18 protein-coding genes and 2 pseudogenes are annotated in these 19,364 nt (G+C 35.9%); 14 read left to right on the top strand and 6 right to left on the bottom strand.

All coding sequences use genetic code 11. The features are described 5' to 3' along the window. Positions 1 to 550: 550 nt before the first annotated feature. Together WKH12_RS03955 and WKH12_RS03950 are read right to left on the bottom strand one after the other, a co-directional pair. Positions 551 to 1,795 (bottom strand): ankyrin repeat domain-containing protein, encoded by a 1,245-nt coding sequence (locus WKH12_RS03955; RefSeq protein ID WP_434732063.1) that lies wholly within the window; start codon positions 1,793 to 1,795, stop codon positions 551 to 553. 96 nt (positions 1,796 to 1,891) lie between these two features. Beyond that, entirely contained in the window at positions 1,892 to 2,653 is a 762-nt protein-coding gene (locus WKH12_RS03950; RefSeq protein WP_434732062.1) for a hypothetical protein, read from the bottom strand. A 101-nt stretch (positions 2,654 to 2,754) separates the two neighbouring features. On the opposite strand from WKH12_RS03950, the gene WKH12_RS03945 reads away from it, so the two are divergent. Further along, positions 2,755 to 3,769 (top strand): IS630 family transposase gene (locus tag WKH12_RS03945; RefSeq protein ID WP_434732061.1). Its coding sequence is split into 2 segments (ribosomal slippage): positions 2,755 to 3,219 and positions 3,221 to 3,769, totalling 1,014 coding nucleotides; the frame shifts between segments, so codons are not numbered across the junction. Positions 3,770 to 3,779: 10 nt separating this feature from the next. Here WKH12_RS03945 and WKH12_RS03940 read toward each other — a convergent pair. Both WKH12_RS03940 and WKH12_RS03935 read right to left on the bottom strand, forming a co-directional pair. Next, a pseudogene (locus WKH12_RS03940) lies at positions 3,780 to 4,197 on the bottom strand (IS481 family transposase); the annotation flags it as partial. After that, positions 4,119 to 4,352 carry a hypothetical protein gene (locus WKH12_RS03935; protein WP_434732685.1) on the bottom strand — a complete coding sequence of 78 codons (234 nt, stop codon included), beginning with the start codon at positions 4,350 to 4,352 and terminating at the stop codon, positions 4,119 to 4,121. The pseudogene WKH12_RS03940 and the gene WKH12_RS03935, both read right to left, overlap by 79 nt. Here WKH12_RS03935 and recJ point away from each other — a divergent pair. Further along, positions 4,324 to 6,063, top strand: coding sequence for a single-stranded-DNA-specific exonuclease RecJ (recJ, locus tag WKH12_RS03930; protein WP_434732060.1), 1,740 nt, complete (start codon positions 4,324 to 4,326; stop codon positions 6,061 to 6,063). The genes WKH12_RS03935 and recJ overlap by 29 nt on opposite strands. Positions 6,064 to 6,081: 18 nt before the next feature. On the opposite strand, the gene WKH12_RS03925 is transcribed toward recJ, so the two are convergent. Beyond that, positions 6,082 to 7,254, bottom strand: a complete 1,173-nt coding sequence (locus WKH12_RS03925; RefSeq protein ID WP_264731771.1) for an NADH-quinone oxidoreductase subunit D — start codon at positions 7,252 to 7,254, stop codon at positions 6,082 to 6,084. Positions 7,255 to 7,528: 274 nt separating this feature from the next. Here WKH12_RS03925 and WKH12_RS03920 point away from each other — a divergent pair, with 274 nt between their 5' ends. The 5 genes from WKH12_RS03920 (at position 7,529) to folD (ending at position 11,879) form a co-directional block, all read left to right on the top strand. Next, positions 7,529 to 8,707, top strand: coding sequence for an aspartate aminotransferase family protein (locus WKH12_RS03920; RefSeq protein WP_434732059.1), 1,179 nt, complete (start codon positions 7,529 to 7,531; stop codon positions 8,705 to 8,707). Positions 8,708 to 8,795: 88 nt separating this feature from the next. Beyond that, positions 8,796 to 10,079, top strand: coding sequence for an HlyC/CorC family transporter (locus tag WKH12_RS03915; RefSeq protein WP_434732058.1), 1,284 nt, complete (start codon positions 8,796 to 8,798; stop codon positions 10,077 to 10,079). Between the two features lie 13 nt (positions 10,080 to 10,092). Next, positions 10,093 to 10,359: a DUF2312 domain-containing protein gene (locus WKH12_RS03910; RefSeq protein ID WP_064125346.1), complete on the top strand. Its 267-nt coding sequence runs from the start codon at positions 10,093 to 10,095 to the stop codon at positions 10,357 to 10,359. Beyond that, complete coding sequence (locus WKH12_RS03905) at positions 10,352 to 11,017, top strand: UbiX family flavin prenyltransferase (RefSeq protein WP_253309371.1); 666 nt, start codon at positions 10,352 to 10,354, stop codon at positions 11,015 to 11,017. Before WKH12_RS03910 ends, WKH12_RS03905 begins: the two co-directional genes overlap by 8 nt. Then, positions 11,001 to 11,879 (top strand): bifunctional methylenetetrahydrofolate dehydrogenase/methenyltetrahydrofolate cyclohydrolase FolD, encoded by an 879-nt coding sequence (gene folD / locus WKH12_RS03900; RefSeq protein WP_434732057.1) that lies wholly within the window; start codon positions 11,001 to 11,003, stop codon positions 11,877 to 11,879. The genes WKH12_RS03905 and folD overlap by 17 nt, the downstream gene beginning before the upstream one ends. A 130-nt stretch (positions 11,880 to 12,009) precedes the next feature. Here the strand turns inward: folD and WKH12_RS03895 are convergent, their stop codons facing one another. Then, entirely contained in the window at positions 12,010 to 12,246 is a 237-nt protein-coding gene (locus WKH12_RS03895) for a transposase (RefSeq protein ID WP_353275893.1), read from the bottom strand. Between the two features lie 541 nt (positions 12,247 to 12,787). On the opposite strand from WKH12_RS03895, the gene WKH12_RS03890 reads away from it, so the two are divergent. From WKH12_RS03890 to WKH12_RS03860, 7 genes and pseudogenes are all read left to right on the top strand, one after another. Then, positions 12,788 to 13,432, top strand: coding sequence for an alpha/beta hydrolase (locus WKH12_RS03890; protein WP_309166945.1), 645 nt, complete (start codon positions 12,788 to 12,790; stop codon positions 13,430 to 13,432). Positions 13,433 to 13,437: 5 nt separating this feature from the next. Beyond that, the gene (locus WKH12_RS03885; RefSeq protein ID WP_434732056.1) at positions 13,438 to 14,253 is read left to right on the top strand and encodes an SDR family oxidoreductase; all 816 of its coding nucleotides are present in this window, start codon (positions 13,438 to 13,440) and stop codon (positions 14,251 to 14,253) included. 136 nt (positions 14,254 to 14,389) lie between these two features. Then, on the top strand, positions 14,390 to 15,745 hold the full coding sequence (gene tnpC, locus WKH12_RS03880; RefSeq protein WP_434732010.1) for an IS66 family transposase: 1,356 nt from the start codon (positions 14,390 to 14,392) through the stop codon (positions 15,743 to 15,745). A gap of 68 nt (positions 15,746 to 15,813) precedes the next feature. Further along, positions 15,814 to 16,585 (top strand): annotated as a pseudogene (locus WKH12_RS03875) (IS630 family transposase); the annotation flags it as partial. A gap of 94 nt (positions 16,586 to 16,679) precedes the next feature. Then, positions 16,680 to 17,000 (top strand): preprotein translocase subunit SecG, encoded by a 321-nt coding sequence (gene secG / locus WKH12_RS03870; RefSeq protein ID WP_434732649.1) that lies wholly within the window; start codon positions 16,680 to 16,682, stop codon positions 16,998 to 17,000. Further along, positions 17,000 to 18,604 carry a CTP synthase gene (locus WKH12_RS03865; RefSeq protein ID WP_434732055.1) on the top strand — a complete coding sequence of 535 codons (1,605 nt, stop codon included), beginning with the start codon at positions 17,000 to 17,002 and terminating at the stop codon, positions 18,602 to 18,604. Before secG ends, WKH12_RS03865 begins: the two co-directional genes overlap by 1 nt. A gap of 41 nt (positions 18,605 to 18,645) precedes the next feature. Continuing rightward, positions 18,646 to 19,065: a nucleoside deaminase gene (locus tag WKH12_RS03860; protein WP_264732554.1), complete on the top strand. Its 420-nt coding sequence runs from the start codon at positions 18,646 to 18,648 to the stop codon at positions 19,063 to 19,065. Positions 19,066 to 19,364: the final 299 nt, after the last annotated feature.

The raw sequence follows: 19,364 nt of genomic DNA, 5'->3' as shown, positions 1-19,364 counted from the left end.
TATAGGAATATGATGCTTTAAAGGAGTGCAAAAACTGCTGAAGCTTATACAGTAACCTGCGGAGCCACTTCAGCAGAATAAAAAACACATGCCAGTATTAGTAGAGAATTATTTATGAGTCAACTAACTTTTTCAAAAAATACTTTAGTAAAAGTATCATGCTAGTTAGTGTTATAAAGAATTCAATTGTTTACTCCTTCAAAAAAGGTCGTATATTTTTGAGAACAAACAGCATAAAAATAGGATTGTGAAAATAGAATTTTGAAATCCTTGGAAAGGAGTTAGATAAAATAGTTCCTATGTAAATTTAGCAAAAGTGAGCCAATATAGCTAGTTTTAGCGCATAGTAAAATTATTATAAAGAAAAGTTCGTACGGTACACATGGTAGACCAACGCATCCCAAGAAAACTTCTTCTCACGCTAGCTGGTTTTGGTTGTTGAAAATAGCTAGATCACTTAAATTTTTAACACTAATTAGTTTTAAATTAACACAAAATTTATGATAATTTTCTACTTTAAATAGATAAAGTTTTTCTCCCGTTATCCTTCTCAAACTCTACTAGGAAATTTACTCGATCCAGAGTGCTGTTGTAACGATACATCCGTCACTTTTGTAGTACTTAACATACTTGCAATTCCCATACGTCCAGTTTCTCTAGCAAGATCTAAAGGTGTTTTGCCATTATTATCTTTAACTTGAGTATTGGCACCTCTATTAATTAGAAACCTTGCAGTGATTTCTTTAAAATACCCATCAACACCAGCAGTATAGTGTAGCGGAGTCAAACCATTTGCATCAATTTCATTAATGCTTACTCCCTTATTTAAGAATAGCTCTATAACATTAGGGGTTGTTCGTCCTCCTCCGCGAGCGGCAAGATGTATAGGCTTTTGACCATCAACAGTTTGAGCATGAATATCAGCCCCTTCATCTATTAGCAGTTTTACAGCCTCCAATTCAGCATGTTTAGCAGCATAATGTAGCGGAGTTAACCCATTTGTATCAGTATCATTAATACTTACTCCGCTGCTTAAGAAGCACTTTACAATATTAGCAGTATTAGCAGTTTTGTATCCTCCGCGGGCAGCAAGATGTATAGGTTTTTGACCCTTAATGGTTTTAGCATGAATATTAGCTCCTTTATTAAGTAGAAATTTTGTAAGATCTAAGTGATCAAATCGAGCAGCATAGTGTAGTGGAGTTAAACCATTTTTATCGGTATTTTCAATGCTTACTCCTTTACTTAAGAACAAATCTATAATATTTACGTGCCCTGCGTAAGCAGCAAGATGCATAGGCTCTTGACCACAAGTATTATTAGCATAAATATTAGCCCCTTTATCAATTAGAAATTTTGCCACTTCTAATTTATTCTCGGATGCAGCATAGTGTAATGTGGTTCTACCAATTTCATCAGCATCATTAATACTCACTCCCTTGCTTAATAAGAACTCCACAATATTTTTATGACCTCCAATGATAGCATCATGTATAGGTTTTCTGCCACCAATGCTATTCTTAAAATTAATGTTAGCTCCTTTGCCTACAAGAAACTTTACAGTATCTAACTGACCATATCCAGCAGCAAAGTGTAGTGGTGTACTGTCATTACTGTTAACATCATCAATACTTACTTTTTTGCTTAACAAAAACTCTATAATATTATTACGACCAAACTTGGCAGCTGAATGCATAGGCTTTCTGCCACTTACATCTCTAGTGTGAATACTTGCTCCATTTCTAACAAGCTCTTTAACCTTACTAAGGTTGTTTTGTTCTATTGCATTATGCATAAATCCTCCCAAAATATTATACTACTACTAAAATAATAAAATAAAGCAAGATGTTTTTGAAATAGCAAAGCCAATATCTTTTGCTTCATTTTTTGCTCATAAATTTAATATCTCCTCACGCTGACTTTTCCTTGATTCTTGTACTTTATCTGCCCAAGTTTTAGATGTACTATGAGATTGACTAGGTTTTCCATACCTTTTAAAATACCCCTGCTCAATAGCATCATAAACCGAATATCCACCAAGTAAACAATTCTTACCTAATTTTTCTCCACAATTTTTTAATTGCTCTAGCAGATCTTGATTATTTACTTCTACCCTTATTTGACCTTCATTTTGCTTATCAGGATATAATCTAACTTCTAACTCTCCCTGACTGGTAGGGAAAGTTAACACTATATCACTATTATCTGCAAGGTTAGTGTAATTCCTTATACCATTTTCTGTTATAATATCCACCTCGCTTTTTCCGATCTTTATTATACTTCTTCTATATCCTACCTCTTTCTGATTTAGCTCTAGATCTCTTACTTTATCTGTGATCATTGCAACATTTATTGTGCTATCTTCTGAATATTCGAAATAAAGAACAGTGTTATCCATTCTTACATCATTCAGCTTATTATTGGCTGCACTTCTTGCAACTTTAACAAGTTTATAAGCATTATCGACGTAGCTCGCATAAGCATCAAAGATATTATTTTTATGATACTTAAATTCTAATTCCAGTTCGTTAATTACATTAATACTATTTTCATTATACAATACTGCCCCTGCTGATACCAAATTATACACTATATCACTAGCAACTTCAGAATTCCTTTTTAACTTATTTAACTCACCAATTCTTTTTATCACATAATCTGTGAAACTATACCAGTTATACCAATTCCTAAAAATAAATAGAGGAATAAAGAAAAATTTCTAAAATAGAATAATTTAAGAATTAGTGGGGAGTTATGGCAGGAAAAAGTAAAGCAATAGGAGAAGAATTATATAATAAGTGTAACCTGGAATTAAAGAAGCACGGCATAAGAGGAGAGATAGGAAGAAGATTACAGGCAATAATATCTGCAAAAGAATATGGAATAACAAAAGTTGCTCAAATATACCGAATTACTAGAACTACATTGATGAAGTGGATTACAAGATTTAAGGAAGGAGGAGTCAATGCGTTTAAAATACAACCAGGACGTGGAGTAAAGCCGAAGTTGAGCTACAAGCAGCAAGAAGAAATTAAAAATGTCATAGCAGAAGAAGGAGCCAACCTAACGGCTAAGAAATTAAAAATCATAATTGAGAAAATGTTTTCTATTGAGGTAAGTAAGTCTACAGCACATAGACTGATGCAAAAGTTAGGTTTTTCGTATATTACTCCAAGGCCTGTGCACAATAAACAGGATAAAAATAAACAAGAAGAGTTTAAAAAAAAATCTTAATGAAACTATTGTCACGTATCCCGAAAAAGAGCTATTTTTCTTCGATGAGTCGCGGTTTGGCACACATTCAAAGATTGGACACGGGTGGTTTAAAAAAGGCATTAGGACACAGGTTAAGGTAAAATTAGGTAGGCAAAACTTTTATCTCTATAGTGCAGTTAATCCTAGAAATCGAGAGAGTTCTAGCTTATTCGTACCAAACGTCAATACTGATTGTATGAATATATTCCTTGAGCAGATGTCACAATATTTAGGAACAAGGGAGGCATTTCTTGTTGTGGATTGTGCAGGATGGCATAGATCCAAAGGTTTAAAAATACCACAAAATATTACCTTAATCTATTTACCTCCATATTCACCAGAGTTAAATCCAGTAGAGCGTTTATGGCAATATTTGAAAGACAATCTCATTAAAAATAGAATATATGACTCTGTTAGTTTATTGGAGGATACTGTATGTGCATTCATTCGTAATATTACGGAAAGTTCGATCAAAACCATTTGTTCTGTGAGTTATTTGCCTGCTTATTTATGAGATTTGGTATAACTTCCGCGATATCAATATGGAAATAGCCTATAGGATATTGTTTGAATTTCTTTCTTGATTTAACTTCACCATCGACATCTGGTAGTCTGCTAATGTTGTGCCTTTGTAAACAACGATGTAAGCTGGAGCGACTCAAATGTGGGATTGAGGTTTGCAAAGCGTAGAGACAGTCATCTAATGGCAATAGAGTATGCTTACGAAATGCAACACTCCTCTTCTAAAGTTAAAACAGTTGATCTTGGATGCTTTGGACCCATACCAGCATCTTTGGTAAATGAGCGTTTTCTCCACTTAATAATAGTTTTTGGTTTAAGGTTATAACACTTGGAGAGTTTTGCTATGCTCTCTTTACTATTTTGTATTGCTCTACGAATTGTCTCTGTTGTTCTGGCGCACCCATGTAATACTTGTCCCATAATTCCTCCCTTGATGATATTTTTTTCTCACATTTTATCATACCATCACACTCTGGAACTGTGCATCTAATACAATTATAGAACAAGTTTAAAAGTTCTGGTAAAGTAGTTTTATTTACAAAGAATATGCTACTTGAAATTGAAAAGCGCAGCATAACAAATGCATTGTGGAAGTTGCAAGAAGCAGATCAAAGGGAAATCTTAACTCTTATACAGAGATTTGAGTTGCCAGAAGTACTAGCAAGAATATTGGTTACTCGTGGTGTTAACATAGAAAATGCGAGCGACTTCTTATATCCACTAATCAGATCGCTATTACCAGATCCCTTTCACCTTCTTGATATGGATAAAGCTGTTTCTCGTATAATACGGGCAATAAAAAATAATGAAAACATTGCAATATTTGGTGACTATGATGTTGATGGTGCAACGTCGTCAGCATTGATTAACAGGTACCTGAGAGCAATCGATATACACTCTATAATCTACATTCCAGATCGTGTTGATGAGGGCTATGGATTAAACACAGATGCTTTATTACAACTTAAAAAAAACGGGATCGATTTATGTATTTCCGTTGATTGCGGTACGCTTGCATATCAACCAATAGAAGATGCAAAGGTCTTTGGTCTTGATATTATAGTTGTCGATCATCATCTTGGTACGGAAAAGTTACCAAGCGCCGTAGCAGTTGTTAACCCAAACCGCCTTGATGAAAGCTCTCCTTATACTAACCTTGCAGCAGTTGGAGTGTCATTTCTGCTGATTATTGCTCTTAATAAAAGCCTACGTGAGCAAGGATTTTTTACCAACAAAAAAGAACCAGATTTATTTGATCTGCTGGATTTAGTTGCCCTTGGAACTGTTTGCGATGTTATGCAGATTACAGGCCTCAATAGAGCATTTGTCTCACAAGGATTAAAAGTTATGTCAGCAAGAAAAAACGTTGGCTTGCGTGTTTTATTTGATGCTTTGGGGATCCTTGAAAAACCAAGTGTTTCACGATTAGGGTTTAGTATTGGGCCATGCATAAATGCTGGAGGAAGAATTGGAGAAGCATCGCTCGGTGCAAGGTTGCTTTCCACCGATGATGATGAAGAGGCACATTCAATCGCGCTAAAATTAATAGATTTGAATAATGCAAGGAAAGTGTTAGAAAATGAGGCTCTCTTGGAAACTACAGCACAAGCGGAAAAATTTGCCCAATTAGGTGTAAATTTTATAATGGTAAGCGGCAACTGGCACCAGGGAATAATCGGTATAATTGCATCGAGGCTAAAGGAGCAGTTTCACTTACCAACAATAGTGATGTCTTTAAACAATGGAATAGGAAAAGCAAGCTGTAGATCAATTTTGGGAGTTGATATCGGTGCTGCAGTCCTTTCCGCAAAGTTTACAAATTTAATTATTGAAGGTGGTGGCCATAGTATGGCGGCAGGATTTTCAATTAAAGAAGACAAAATAAATGATTTGCATGATTTTTTTACTGAAAGATTTTCAAACTCTATAAATGAGAAAACTTTAAAAGCTGATAGTATAGTAACTGCTAAAGCAATAAACTTATCTCTGTGGAACCAACTGCAACGCTTGGGACCATTTGGAGTTGGGAATCCTGAACCAAGGTTTATCATTCAGGGAGCAAAGATAAGAAAGCCTGAAGTTATAGGAGTTGACCATATAAAATGTTTTATTGCTGATGATAATGTTATGGTAAGAGCTATTGCATTTCGCTCTGCAAATACTCACCTTGGCTCTGCTATCATGCAGGGTAATGTTAAAGCCATTTTGGGTAAAATCTCTATGAATTACTGGAATGGCAATGAATTTGTACAATTTTTAATAGAAGATGTATTGACCATTAGTTGAGTTACTATTTTACAATAATTACCTATCAATCTCACCAAAAACTATATCGAGTGAGCCAATAATTGCTGCAACGTCGGCAAGCATGTGTCCTTTTGCCATAAAATCCAAAGCTTGTAAATGTGCAAAGCCAGGTGCTCTTATTCGGCATCTATAAGGTCTATTGGTACCATCTGAAACTATATACACTCCAAACTCACCTTTTGGTGCCTCAACAGCTGTGTAAGCTTCACCTTTTGGTACGTGATATCCTTCTGAGTAAAGTTTAAAATGGTGAATAAGAGCTTCCATAGATTTTTTCATCTCTGCTCTTGGCGGTGGAGAAATTTTTCTATCTTCAGTTTTTATTGGGCCTCCAGGCATTTTCTCTATACACTGCTTCACCAAGCTAACAGACTGCCTAATCTCTGCCATTCTAACTAGATAACGGTCATAACAATCGCCATTTTGGCCAATAGGTATATCAAAATCTAGCTGATCATATATTTCATATGGCTGGCTTTTTCGCAAATCCCAAGCAAGCCCAGCAGCACGCAGCATTGGTCCACTAAAGCCCCAGTCAAGTGCCTGTTTAATTGATATTTCACTGATTCCTACAGTGCGTTGCTTCCATATCCTATTTTCTGTTAAAAGTTCATCAACATCGTCTATATACTTTGGAAATTGCTCTATAAACTTTGCAATATCCTCAATCAAGCCTTCTGGAACATCTGCTGCAACTCCACCTGGTCTGATGTAAGCTGCGTGAAACCTTGCGCCTGAAGCTCTTTCGTAAAATTCCAGTATTTTTTCTCTTTCTTCAAAGAGCCATAAAAGAGGGGTCATTGCTCCAACATCAAGCGCTTGAGAAGAAACGTTCAGTAAATGATTTAGTATTCTCGTCAGTTCACAAAACAAGACACGTAAATACTTTGCCCTAATTGGAATTTCGCATTGCAACAATTCCTCTACACATAGTGAATACGCATGCTCTTGTGACATTGGTGACACATAGTCAAGGCGATCAAAATAAGGCAAAGCTTGAAGATACGTTTTATGTTCTATTAATTTTTCAGTACCACGATGCAAAAGCCCAATATGAGGATCAGCTCTCTCAACCACTTCGCCGTCCATCTCTAAAACAAGGCGCAACACTCCATGTGCAGCTGGGTGCTGAGGGCCAAAATTTAACATCATTGTCTTTAGATCGGGCATGTCCAGTAGTTTAAGATATTAAAATTGTATAGGCTAAAGTGCGCTCAAAGTCAATAGACTTCTTGCATAGGCTACAACTGTCATTCAATAGAAACAAAAACTTTTACAATGCTAATAAGTGTTGGTAAAACTAAGTCACTTTAGCTATAGAATGACAAAAAAGGTTTGCATTAGCCAAATTTTTAGTTGAGGTAGCATAAGAGGTTAAAGGAAAAGCTTTGTGTTAATGGATTCATTTCAGGTATAATACAGATAATACCACAATACTTATAAAATGGATCATGTTGTTAATGCGTACAATAGACTTGACACTCCTATAGTTAGGGGAGAAGGGGCATATCTTTTTGACAAAGATGGTAAAAAGTATTTAGATTTTGCTGCAGGTATTTCTACAACTTCTTTAGGGCATTGTCATCCATACATTACAGAGAAACTGAAAGAGCAATTGAGCTCACTATGGCACTGCTCTAACATTTTCACTATTCCCGAGCAAGAAAGGCTTGCTGACCGTTTAACAACCCTTACTTTTGCAGATAAAGTTTTTTTCTGCTCAAGTGGGCTTGAAGCAACAGAAGCTGCAATTAAGTTTATTCGTCGTTACTTTTATTCAAAAAGGCAAGCAAAACGTAATCGTATTGTTACAATTGAAGGAGGGTTTCATGGCCGCAGTATTGCTGCAATTTCTGCTGGAAGCAGTGAAAAATCACGCGAAGGTTTTGCTCCGCTTCTTTCTGGTTTTGATAAAGTGCCAAGAAATGACATTAAAGCTTTGGAGAAAAAAATCAGCAATGAAACAGCTGCTGTGTTTTTAGAGCCCATACAAAGCGAAGGCGGAGTATATCCACTAGACGTAGAATATCTTCAAAAAGTAAGGAAAATAACAAAAGCTCAAGGAATAATTTTGTGCTTTGATGAAGTGCAATGCGGATATGGACGCATCGGTTCTTTATTTTATTATCAAAATGTCGGCATTGAACCTGATATGCTAACCTGTGCAAAAGCTATGGGTAACGGTTTTCCTCTAGCTGCATGTTTAGTAAAAGATTACATAGCAGAAGCAATCACTCCAGGAACTCATGGATCAACCTATGGTGGCAATCCACTTGCCATGACTGTTGGTAATGCAGTGCTCGATATAATGCTAAAAGAAGGCTTTTTTGATCATGTTAAGAGAATTAGTAAATATTTAAAAGAAAAGCTGTTGCCTTTAGCTAAAGAATTTCCTCAGATGATTTCAGAAGTTCGTGGAGAAGGGTTACTAATGGGAATAGAACTAGCAACTCCTGTAGCTGATAAAGTTATTAGTCGATCTCTTGATAAAGGTTTAATAATAACTAGGGTTTCAAACAACAAAGTAGTAAGGATAACCCCACCACTTATCATTGAGGATGAGCATGTGAATGCGGCGTGTAATATGCTTTATGATTTATTTTTTAAGATTAAAGATATATAAAATTCGGCAATATAAATTCAGGCTTGCAAATACCTCTCATAACATGTAAAATTAATTTTATTTTTTATCACAATAACATCGTACTTTAATGGATTGGTTATTGGTCTTAGTATCATCAGCAATTTTTATTTTGTTAATTTTATCGTTTTTGTTCTCAGGAGCAGAAATAGGCTTAACCTCAATTAGCCGTTCTCGAGTTAATAAGCTAAAGCTAGACGGTAACAAAAGAGCCAGGATAATAGACTGCTTATTAAATAAGAAAGAATTGACAATAGGAACGGTATTGCTCGGCAATACAATTATTAATATTACTTGCTCTGCTTTATTTACAGCAATATTTATCAATCTTTTTGGAAATGAGGGCATTCTCCTATCAACAATTATAATGACATTTTGTATTTTATTATTCTGCGAAGTTCTACCAAAAACTTATGCTATTCAAAATCCTGAAAAATTTGCATCATTTTCTGCTTATTTTGTATTGTTTTTTGTAAAGATTTTTTCTCCATTGACGCTAGGTATTCAATTTATTGTTAACCTCATCCTGAAATTATGTGGGCTGCATAAAGATAAGGAAGTAATATCTGCAGCGGATGCAATGCGTAATATGATTACTCTTCACCGCAGTGAAGGAACTATGTTACAACAGGATTTAGATATGCTAAGCAGCATACTTGATTTGGCTGAGACAGAAATATCACAAATTATGACCCATAGAAGAAATTTATTTTCTCTTGATATAAATCGAAGTAAAGAAGAGTTAATAAGGGAAATTTTAACTAGCAGTCATAGTAGGATACCTTTATGGCAAAAAGAACCAGATGATATTATCGGTGTAATTCACGTGAAGGGTCTAATAAATGCCTTGCGTGAAAAGAATAATAAAGCGGAAGAAGTTGACATTACCCAAGTTATGTCAAAGCCTTGGTTTATACCAGAAAGTACACCGCTCAGCGTGCAACTTCATAACTTCCGTAAGAACAGGAAACACCTTGCATTTGTTATTGATGAGTATGGAGCACTGCAGGGAATTGTAACTCTTGAGGACATACTGGAAGAAATAGTTGGAGAAATTTCGGATGAACATGATTTGATCACGGAGAATTTCATAAAGAAAATATCTGACAATATGTATCACATAGAAGGAAAATCTACTATTAGGGACATTAACAGGCAGTTACACTGGAATCTCCCTGATGAAGAAGCTACAACTCTAGCAGGTATGATTGTGAATGAAATAGAGCGCATTCCTGACGAAGGCGAGGAGTTTTCCATGTATGGTTTTCGCTTTAAGATTTTAAAAAAAGATAAAAATATTATTACTGTTGTTGAAGTGCAAGTAAAAACTGGTAATACTAGTAGCAGCAATTAATTAGTGGAGTTTCATGGAAGATACAGTAAAAATAACGGCTGAAGAGTTGAAGGGTTACATAGAGAGAATCGAAAAACTTGAACAAGAAAAGAGGGATGTGCAAGATCACATTCGTGATGTATATGTAAAAGCCGCAGATGAAGGTTGGGATATAAAAGTGATGAAACAAATTATTAGGCTGAGGAAGATGGATGATGATGACAGAGAGGAACAGGAAATATTGCTTGATACCTATAAACGTGCATTGGGAATGAGCTACGAAGAAGAGTTAAGTGAATAGCAGAATTGTAATTGGAATAAGTGGAGCATCTGGTTCTATTTACGGTGTACGTATTTTAGAGGCGTTAAGAAATATTAATAGATCTCTTATCCCTGTCATCCGAGTAGCTGACACTGGGATCCAGGGAAAAAGAAATATAGATTCCAGCGTCACGCGCTGCAAATTTGGTTATGAAACTCATTTAGTGATAAGTCGTGCTGGAAAAATAACTCTAGCTCATGAGATTAAAGAAAAACTTGAAGATATTACATCACTTGCAGATTTTTACTATTCTGAAGAAAAAATAGGAGAAAAAATAGCAAGTGGCTCATTTAAAACCTCAGGAATGATTGTAGCACCATGCTCTATGAAGACAATGTCTGAAATTGCATCAGGTGTTACTTCCAATCTATTGACAAGGGCTGCAGATGTAACGCTAAAAGAAAGAAGAAAATTAATTCTTATGGTGCGAGAGTCACCACTACATCTTGGGCATTTACAAAATATGTTAAAATTAACGGAGATGGGAGCAATAATTGCTCCACCAGTGCCTGCTTTCTATATTAAACCAAAATCGTTGGATGATATTATTAATCATTCTGTTGGCAAAGTATTGGATTTATTTGATATCAAATTACCTGACTTTAAGGAGTGGCAAGGAAGTGACAATTATTATTGATGGTAAAAAAGTAGCAAACGACCTATGTGAGAGGCTATCACAAAAAATTGATATTTTAAAGAGAGAGTATAACATTTTTCCTTGCCTGAAAGTAATTCTCGTGGGCAGCAATCCAGCAAGTCAGGTTTATGTTCGCAACAAACAGAAAAAAGCAGAATCAATAGGCATAAGTTCTGAGACCATTGTTTTGCCTAATAATATTTCAGAAGATGAATTGATTGAAAAAATCAATGAGTTAAATGAAGATCGATCTGTGCATGGCATTTTAGTACAGTTGCCTTTACCAAATCATATTAGTGCAAGCAGAGTAATTAACGCAGTAAGTATTGAAAAAGATGTAGATGGCTTCCACGATGAAAACGTTGGTAGATTAGTTAAAGGTGAAAAAAACTGCCTTATACCTTGCACTCCTAAAGGTTCTTTGCATTTAATTAAATCAATTGAAGAGAACCTTTCCGGTAAAAACGCAGTGGTGATTGGTAGGTCAAATATCGTGGGCAAGCCAATGTTTCACCTATTGCTGCAGGAAAATTGCACTGCTACCATCTTGCACTCACAGAGTAAAGATTTAGCTGAATATTGCTCTAAAGCGGATATAGTAGTTGCAGCAGTCGGAAAGCCAAATTTTGTTCAAGCAGACTGGATAAAGAAAGGTGCAATAGTGATCGATGTTGGCATAAATAGTGTTAATGTAGGAGAGCTTGTAGGTGATGTTGACTTTGAGGGAATAAAAGGGAAAGCCAAAGCTATTACCCCAGTACCCGGAGGCGTTGGCCCAATGACAATTGCATTTCTAATGATGAACACTGTTATTGCTGCTTGCTTGCAGAAGGGAGTTGATGCTTCTAATTTCATTAGTTGAGGTATGAAGAGGAAAGCTATATGAAGATAGAATGTACCACATCTCACAATTAATAAAAAATTGAGATTTTTGAAATTCCTCAGTAGTCAAATTTATTAAATATTTAGGATCATCATCTATTCTTTTTTCTCTACAAGTATAGTATTTTCAAAAGCGAATGATAAACGTCTAAAATGGTATTACCAACTAAAAGGTGTAAGTCTGTACATTGATGCATTAGAGGTCTGAGGCGACTTTTGATGGTGTGCCAACAATGCTCTATCGGATTTAGATCAGGTGAATATGTTGGAAGATAAAGCAAATGACAGCCAAAAGACTCTATTAATGACTTTGTTTTGGGAGTTTTATGGAATGTAGCATTATCCATAACTATGGTTGTATTACGCTGCAATTGTGGTTCGCTCTAACCATACATTAAATACATCTTTATTACACCCTCCTGTGAAGGTCATTGGTGCAATAAACTTCTTTTCAATCCATCCACCTATTATACTCACTCTTTCCCACTTTTTTCCTGGAACATCAGCATATATTTTTTCTCCTCTTGGAGCTCATGCATATTCTCGGTATAGTCTATTATCAACTCCTGCCTCATCTATATATAAAATGCTACAGTGGTCTATTTTTGAGACTTTATCGATAAATTGCTGCCTATCTTCTTGATTGCGCTCTTGATAGAATGTGACTTTTTTAAAAGGTTATTTTTAGCTGTTTTAACCTATACCAAATTGCACTTATTCCAAAGCCATTTTATACCTTTTTATCCCTTCTGAGGTAACCTTTTTTCAGTTAGCTATAGGTATAAAATAATGGAGTATGTCTCTCCATCATTCAACAGCAATCACAGTATGTTTTTACAAATTTGAAAATTAGTGTTAAATAAAAATATAAATGCAAAAGGAAAAGAAATGATTGAACTTAAAGGCCAAGAAATTTGTGCAGGCGGAAATAAGAAAAATTTGATTATTTTTTTACATGGTTGGGGCTCAAGTGGCGATAATTTCATTCACCTTGCTAAAGTTATGAGCAAATTTTTACCCGAGTCATATTTTGTAGCACCCAATGCTCCGTTTGAAAGAGAAATAGGTGATGGTTATCAGTGGTTCAGCTTGGAAGATCGTAGTGAGGAAGCGCTATATAATGGAGTAAAAAATGCTACATCAATTGTAAATCATTTCATTGATACAAAATTAAAGGAGCTTAATTTAAAAGATACGCAACTTTCTTTGGTTGGATTTTCTCAAGGAGCAATGCTTGCAATACATACAGCTCTCACCCGCTCTCAATCCTGTGCATCAGTTGTTGCATACTCTGGTAGGTTTCTTTCACCTTCAAAAACTGCACCAGAGATCAAGTCAAAACCTAACATATGTGTTATCCATGGTGATGCTGACGACGTGGTACCTTTTTCGTCCCTCGACTTAGCGGTTAAAGCTTTGAAAGAAAATGGAATAAATGTTGAAGGGCACCCAATTCATGCATTAGGGCATATTATTAATGAAGAGGGGATAAAATTAGGAGTAGAATTTATCAAGAAGAATTTTAAAAATTAATTTTCATGCACTTGTTTTGCTTTGGTTATGGATATGTGGCTAAATTTTTATCGAAAAAACTGCTGAACTTAGGTTGGAAAGTCAGTGGCACATCAAGAAGTAAAAATATACAAAATGTAATCCTCTTTAATTATGAGAAAGTTAGCCAAGATCTGCTTAAAAGCGCAACGCACGTTTTAATTTCTATTCCTCCAGATGGTGATGATGTTATGGAGAGATATGGTGATTGCCTGCAAAATGTTAAATGGTTTGGTTATTTGTCTGCAACTAGCGTTTATGGTGATTACTCTGGTAATTGGGTGAATGAGGAATCTGAAACAAAACCTATAGAAATCAGAGGAGAAAAGCGCCTTAGATCTGAAAAGAAGTGGCTGAATAGCAAACTGCCTGTACATATTTTTCGTTTAGCTGGAATATACGGTCCTGGTAGGAACGTGTTAATTGACTTGCAGCTTGGCAAAGCAAAAAATGTGAAAAAAGAAGGGCATTTTTTTTCTCGTATTCACGTTGAAGATATATCGAACATTCTATTTTCTTCCATGCGAAACATAAAACCTGGTGAAGTGTACAATTGTGCTGATGATTTACCCACTACACAATCTGAAGTGATAATGTATGCAGCCAAACTTCTCAATGTTAGTCCTCCAGAGCCAATTGAGGTTTCTTCCTTACCAGATTATGCACAGAGTTTTTATTTAGGGTCAAAAAAAGTAAGTAATGTTAAAATTAAAAAAGATCTTAATGTCTCTCTAATTTATCCTAACTATAAGGTGGGATTAGAGAGTTTGCATGTAAAAAAAACTGAAATCACATTAGAATGAAGTAGATAGACCTATTGTTTAGTTGTATCCGTTCAGCAAAGTGGCAAAATAGGTGTAACCGTTCACGGAGATAAGGTGGTTTACAAAGTAAGTATAAAAGTGTAAAGAGATAGGAAGCTAAATATGGAATGGGTAAATGACAACAGTGCTGCAAGAAAAGGTTGTAGCAGAAAACGCTAATCTCAAGGAAGAAATAAAAGCACTGATCAGAGAAAATGATAGCTTGAAAGCAAAAATAGTTGAATTAGAAGACAAATTGGGCTTAAATTCGCAAAATTCATCGCTGCCACCATCACGAGATATATATCGTAAGAAAGCAAAAAAGAAAAGTGATAAAAAACCAGGAGGTCAGCCAGGACATAAGGTGCATAAGCGTGAATTAATGGCTGCAGACGAGGTAGTGAGATGCACAATTGATACAATTTGTATGTGTGGAGGTAAGATTACTTTAGAAGATGAAATTATTCATCAGAAGGCAGAGTTGCCAGAAATTAAGCCAATTGTAACTGAGTACAGGTTGCAAAGAGGACATTGTAGAGTATGTAATAAAAGAATTACAGCAAATTTACCCGAAGGTGTTGCAAGAGATTTTCTAGGACCCAATGCTAAAACAGTTATAAGCAGCCTTAGCGGCTTTTTTATTAACTCAAAAAGAGAGGTACAGCAAATTTTGGGCAGTATTTTTAATCTAAATATAAGCCTTGGTTTAGTCTCAAATACTGAACGCAGGGTATCGAAGAAGTGTGCATCTGAATATGAGAAAATGAAGGAAGAGTTGCAAGGAAGCGAGTATTTGCATATAGACGAAACAGGGCACAGAAATCAAGGAAAGAGAGGCTGGAGTTGGGTAATAACAAACAAAGCGTTGACACTTCTGAAGGTAAGCGAGTCTCGTGGTAAGAAGGTGTTGAAGAGTTTACTGCCAGAATATGATGGTATATTTGTGAGCGATAGATACGCTGTATACAATTACTTCAATCGTGAAAATAGACAGATATGTTGGGCACATCTGGCAAGAGATTTTGAGAGATTTGCCCATAGTAAAAATGTTGAAGTGAGCAAAATTGGCCAAGCACTAAAATCGCTCAGCAATAAGGTGTTTGTAGTAGATAAGGCAAAAAAACAAAATTTGATAGATAATTTGAGATTTTATCGACTGGTGCGAAAAATTCGGAAAAGGGTAAAACATTTTTTACGTAAAATGACGAGGGTTGCAAATAGCACTCAAGCTTCAAGAATGGCCGCTAAGATGTTACGATCTGAGGATATGATGTGGAAGTTTTTAAGAAAACCTGAAGTGATAGAAACAACTAATAACCTTGCAGAACGGCAAATTAGACGGTACGTAATTTATCGTAAAAACAGCTTTTTCACCTGGTCAGAACGTGGAGAAAGATTCGTGGAAAGAATGTTGTCGATATTTTTGACATCACGTCTCAATGGCCAGAACCCCTTTCAAAAGCTACAGAATCTAGTAGCTGTCACTGCTTAGTTCTTTAATTCATTCTCACAATCCGTGAACGGTTACATGCGTTTAAAATACAACCAGGACGTGGAGTAAAGCCGAAGTTGAGCTACAAGCAGCAAGAAGAAATTAAAAATGTCATAGCAGAAGAAGGAGCCAACCTAACGGCTAAGAAATTAAAAATCATAATTGAGAAAATGTTTTCTATTGAGGTAAGTAAGTCTACAGCACATAGACTGATGCAAAAGTTAGGTTTTTCGTATATTACTCTAAGGCCTGTGCACAATAAACAGGATAAAAATAAACAAGAAGAGTTTAAAAAAAAATCTTAATGAAACTATTGTCACGTATCCCGAAAAAGAGCTATTTTTCTTCGATGAGTCGCGGTTTGGCACACATTCAAAGATTGGACACGGGTGGTTTAAAAAAGGCATTAGGACACAGGTTAAGGTAAAATTAGGTAGGCAAAACTTTTATCTCTATAGTGCAGTTAATCCTAGAAATGGAGAGAGTTCTAGCTTATTCGTACCAAACGTCAATACTGATTGTATGAATATATTCCTTGAGCAGATGTCACAATATTTAGGAACAAGGGAGGCATTTCTTGTTGTGGATTGTGCAGGATGGCATAGATCCAAAGGTTTAAAAATACCACAAAATATTACCTTAATCTATTTACCTCCATATTCACCAGAGTTAAATCCAGTAGAGCGTTTATGGCAATATTTGAAAGACAATCTCATTAAAAATAGAATATATGACTCTGTTAGTTTATTGGAGGATACTGTATGTGCATTCATTCGTAATATTACGGAAAGTTCGATCAAAACCATTTGTTCTGTGAGTTATTTGCCTACTTATTTGTGAGATTTGGTATTAGATTCCAAGCTACTTGGGTGACAGATGTTCTTGACTTATGCACTTTATGCTCCTAAAATTTTTATTTTCAGCTCTATCTATAATGTCAGTAGCGGTATTAAGTATATTTCAAGTAATATTGGTTGTTGTGTTAGTAATTTTAGTGCTCTTGCAGCCGCCTGGGAGTAGTTCGTTAAGTGGTTTTAGTAATACACAACAGGGAGTCAATTCGATGATTTCGGTAAAATCTTCTGAAAACCCGCTCAGCAGAATAACGGCTATTGTTGCTGGATTGTTTATTATAAACACATTGCTATTGTCAGGATTATATTCAAAAGACGTACATAAAAAATCGATTGCAGAGAAAATTATATTAGAAAAAAAGCAAGAAAGTGAACCTACTTCTGTTCCATTTGAAAATTAATGAAGGAAGCTAAATTTATCTTTGTCACAGGTGGAGTTGTGTCATCGCTTGGTAAAGGCTTAGTTGCTTCAAGCGTTGGTGCGCTTCTTCAAGCTTACGGTTTTAAGATCCGTATCAGAAAACTTGACCCGTATCTCAACATTGATCCTGGGACAATGAACCCAACTCAGCACGGAGAGGTGTTTGTTACCGAGGATGGTGCTGAAACTGATTTGGATCTTGGGCATTATGAGCGTTTTACTGGAATTAAAGCAACAAAAGATGACAATATAACAACTGGTAAGATATATCATGAGTTGTTGAAGAAAGAGAGGCGTGGTGATTATCTGGGCAAAACTGTGCAAGTCATTCCTCATGTGACAGATTTAATCAAATCGTTTATTTTTAATGGTACGGAAGGGTTAGATTTTGTAATATGTGAAATAGGTGGAACTGTAGGTGACATTGAAAGCCAACCATTTTTGGAGGCTATACGCCAAGTTAACTACACATTAGGAAAACAAAGAGTTATCCTTATTCACTTAACTTTAATACCATATCTTACCGCAGCGCAAGAATTAAAGACAAAACCAACGCAGCATTCAGTTCGAGAGTTAAATTCCGCGGGGTTACAACCAGATATTATATTATGCCGCAGTGAGAAAGAAATTTTCGATAATCAGAGAGAGAAAATAGCTAAGCTTTGCAATGTTTCTTTGTCCAATGTGATACCTGCTCCTGATGTGAGTTATATATATGAGTTACCGGTGTTGTATAGCCAATGTGGGCTTGATACGCAAATTTTGGAGCACTTTCATTTAAGTGAGCCAAAACCAAGCTTGATTGAATGGGATCAAATAGTGCATTCCATAAGGCACCCAACACAGGAAGTTACTGTGTCTATAGTGGGAAAATACACCGAATTCCCTGATGCGTATAAATCACTAGTTGAAGCATTAAATCATGGTGCGATTAGTAATAAAGTCAAAGTAAAGATAAATTGGGTTAACTCAAGAGAGAAGGAAGAAAAACCTATAAATGAAAAGCTTATAGGGGAGAAGTTACAGAATTCTCATGCAATTCTTGTCCCAGGGGGGTTTGGTGATGACGGAGTAGAGGGTAAAATATTAGCAATAAATTATGCCCGTACAAATAATATCCCATTTTTCGGAATTTGCCTTGGTATGCAGCTTGCAATTATTGAGTTTGCTCGTAATGTTGTTAAGCTTGAAGATGCACACTCTGAAGAATTTCATAACTGTAAACATCCAATCGTTAAGTTAGCTGGCGATCAAGATGACGATCTTGGTGGAACCATGAGACTTGGGGCATACAAATGTAATATAAATGCAAACTCTAAAATGATCGATGCATATAGTAACACTACTATTTCAGAGAGACACAGACATAGATACATAATCAATTCAGATTATAAAGATGATTTGGAAAAAAATGGGCTGCTATGCAGTGGCATATCAGAAGATGGAACATGTATAGAGGCAGTGGAGTTAGAGAGTCATCCGTGGTTTATTAGTGTGCAGTTTCATCCAGAGTTTCAATCAAAGCCGTTTTCTCCTCATCCTCTTTTTATATCGTTTATTAAGGCAGCAGTTAATAAAATTTAAAAAAAGAAGATTAGCAAAGGAAAGTGTTCAAGTATCAATATATGGAGCTTGCCATAGAGCAAGCCAAACTTGCTCAGAAAGATGATGAGGTTCCCATAGGTGCCGTAATAGTTAGTGGAAGCAATGTCGTTTCTTCTGCACACAACATATCCAACGATCCAACTGCACATGCAGAGATGTTAGCGATCAAGCAGGCATGTGAGTTGCTCTCAACTTCAACGCTTTATGATTCTGACATATACGTAACATTAGAACCATGTCCGATGTGTGCTCAAGCTATTTCCTTTGCCAGGATTAAACGATTGTACTTTGGAGCTTATAATCCAAAAGGTGGAGGAATTGAAAATGGTGCTAAGATATTTCAATTTTGCAGCCATATACCTGAAGTTTATGGTGGGATATTAGAAACAGAATGCTCTTTTTTGTTAAAGGATTTTTTTGAAAGACTGAGAGACATTTGACAAACCGTCATGCTACTTGTTTTCCGATACAAATTCGTCATCCCGCTACGTGTTAGCGGGATCTATGCTAGGAGATACCGTGACGGTATGACGGTTAAGTAATTCGTCATTCCAGCGCGTGACGCACAACTATACAAACATTGTCCCACCAGCAGGGTGTCATGCAAGTAGCTGACACATAGCTGTACGAACATTCATTTTTGAAGGTAAATTGCACAGCAAATGGTGTCATCCCAGTGCTTGACACTGGGATCCAGTTTTCCATATAACCTCATCGAAAACGTTGTATTTTAACGTAA

The organism is Wolbachia endosymbiont of Zygogramma bicolorata (assembly GCF_051130665.1).
Taxonomy (GTDB): domain Bacteria; phylum Pseudomonadota; class Alphaproteobacteria; order Rickettsiales; family Anaplasmataceae; genus Wolbachia.
Note: the sequence above shows the minus strand (reverse complement) of the source record. Positions and strands in the feature narration are given on the sequence as shown.

What these genes read in the sequence shown, in the direction of transcription:
- WKH12_RS03860 (WP_264732554.1), top strand. Translation starts at nt 18,646, where the DNA reads ATGGAGCTTGCCATAGAGCAAGCCAAACTTGCTCAGAAAGATGATGAG.
- WKH12_RS03935 (WP_434732685.1), bottom strand. Translation starts at nt 4,352, where the DNA reads ATGCTGCGCTTTTCAATTTCAAGTAGCATATTCTTTGTAAATAAAACT.
- WKH12_RS03910 (WP_064125346.1), top strand. Translation starts at nt 10,093, where the DNA reads ATGGAAGATACAGTAAAAATAACGGCTGAAGAGTTGAAGGGTTACATA.
- WKH12_RS03885 (WP_434732056.1), top strand. Translation starts at nt 13,438, where the DNA reads ATGCACTTGTTTTGCTTTGGTTATGGATATGTGGCTAAATTTTTATCG.
- recJ (WP_434732060.1), top strand. Translation starts at nt 4,324, where the DNA reads ATGCTACTTGAAATTGAAAAGCGCAGCATAACAAATGCATTGTGGAAG.
- WKH12_RS03895 (WP_353275893.1), bottom strand. Translation starts at nt 12,246, where the DNA reads ATGGATAATGCTACATTCCATAAAACTCCCAAAACAAAGTCATTAATA.
- WKH12_RS03890 (WP_309166945.1), top strand. Translation starts at nt 12,788, where the DNA reads ATGATTGAACTTAAAGGCCAAGAAATTTGTGCAGGCGGAAATAAGAAA.
- WKH12_RS03925 (WP_264731771.1), bottom strand. Translation starts at nt 7,254, where the DNA reads ATGCCCGATCTAAAGACAATGATGTTAAATTTTGGCCCTCAGCACCCA.
- WKH12_RS03920 (WP_434732059.1), top strand. Translation starts at nt 7,529, where the DNA reads ATGGATCATGTTGTTAATGCGTACAATAGACTTGACACTCCTATAGTT.
- secG (WP_434732649.1), top strand. Translation starts at nt 16,680, where the DNA reads ATGTCAGTAGCGGTATTAAGTATATTTCAAGTAATATTGGTTGTTGTG.
- tnpC (WP_434732010.1), top strand. Translation starts at nt 14,390, where the DNA reads ATGACAACAGTGCTGCAAGAAAAGGTTGTAGCAGAAAACGCTAATCTC.
- WKH12_RS03915 (WP_434732058.1), top strand. Translation starts at nt 8,796, where the DNA reads ATGGATTGGTTATTGGTCTTAGTATCATCAGCAATTTTTATTTTGTTA.
- WKH12_RS03865 (WP_434732055.1), top strand. Translation starts at nt 17,000, where the DNA reads ATGAAGGAAGCTAAATTTATCTTTGTCACAGGTGGAGTTGTGTCATCG.
- WKH12_RS03955 (WP_434732063.1), bottom strand. Translation starts at nt 1,795, where the DNA reads ATGCATAATGCAATAGAACAAAACAACCTTAGTAAGGTTAAAGAGCTT.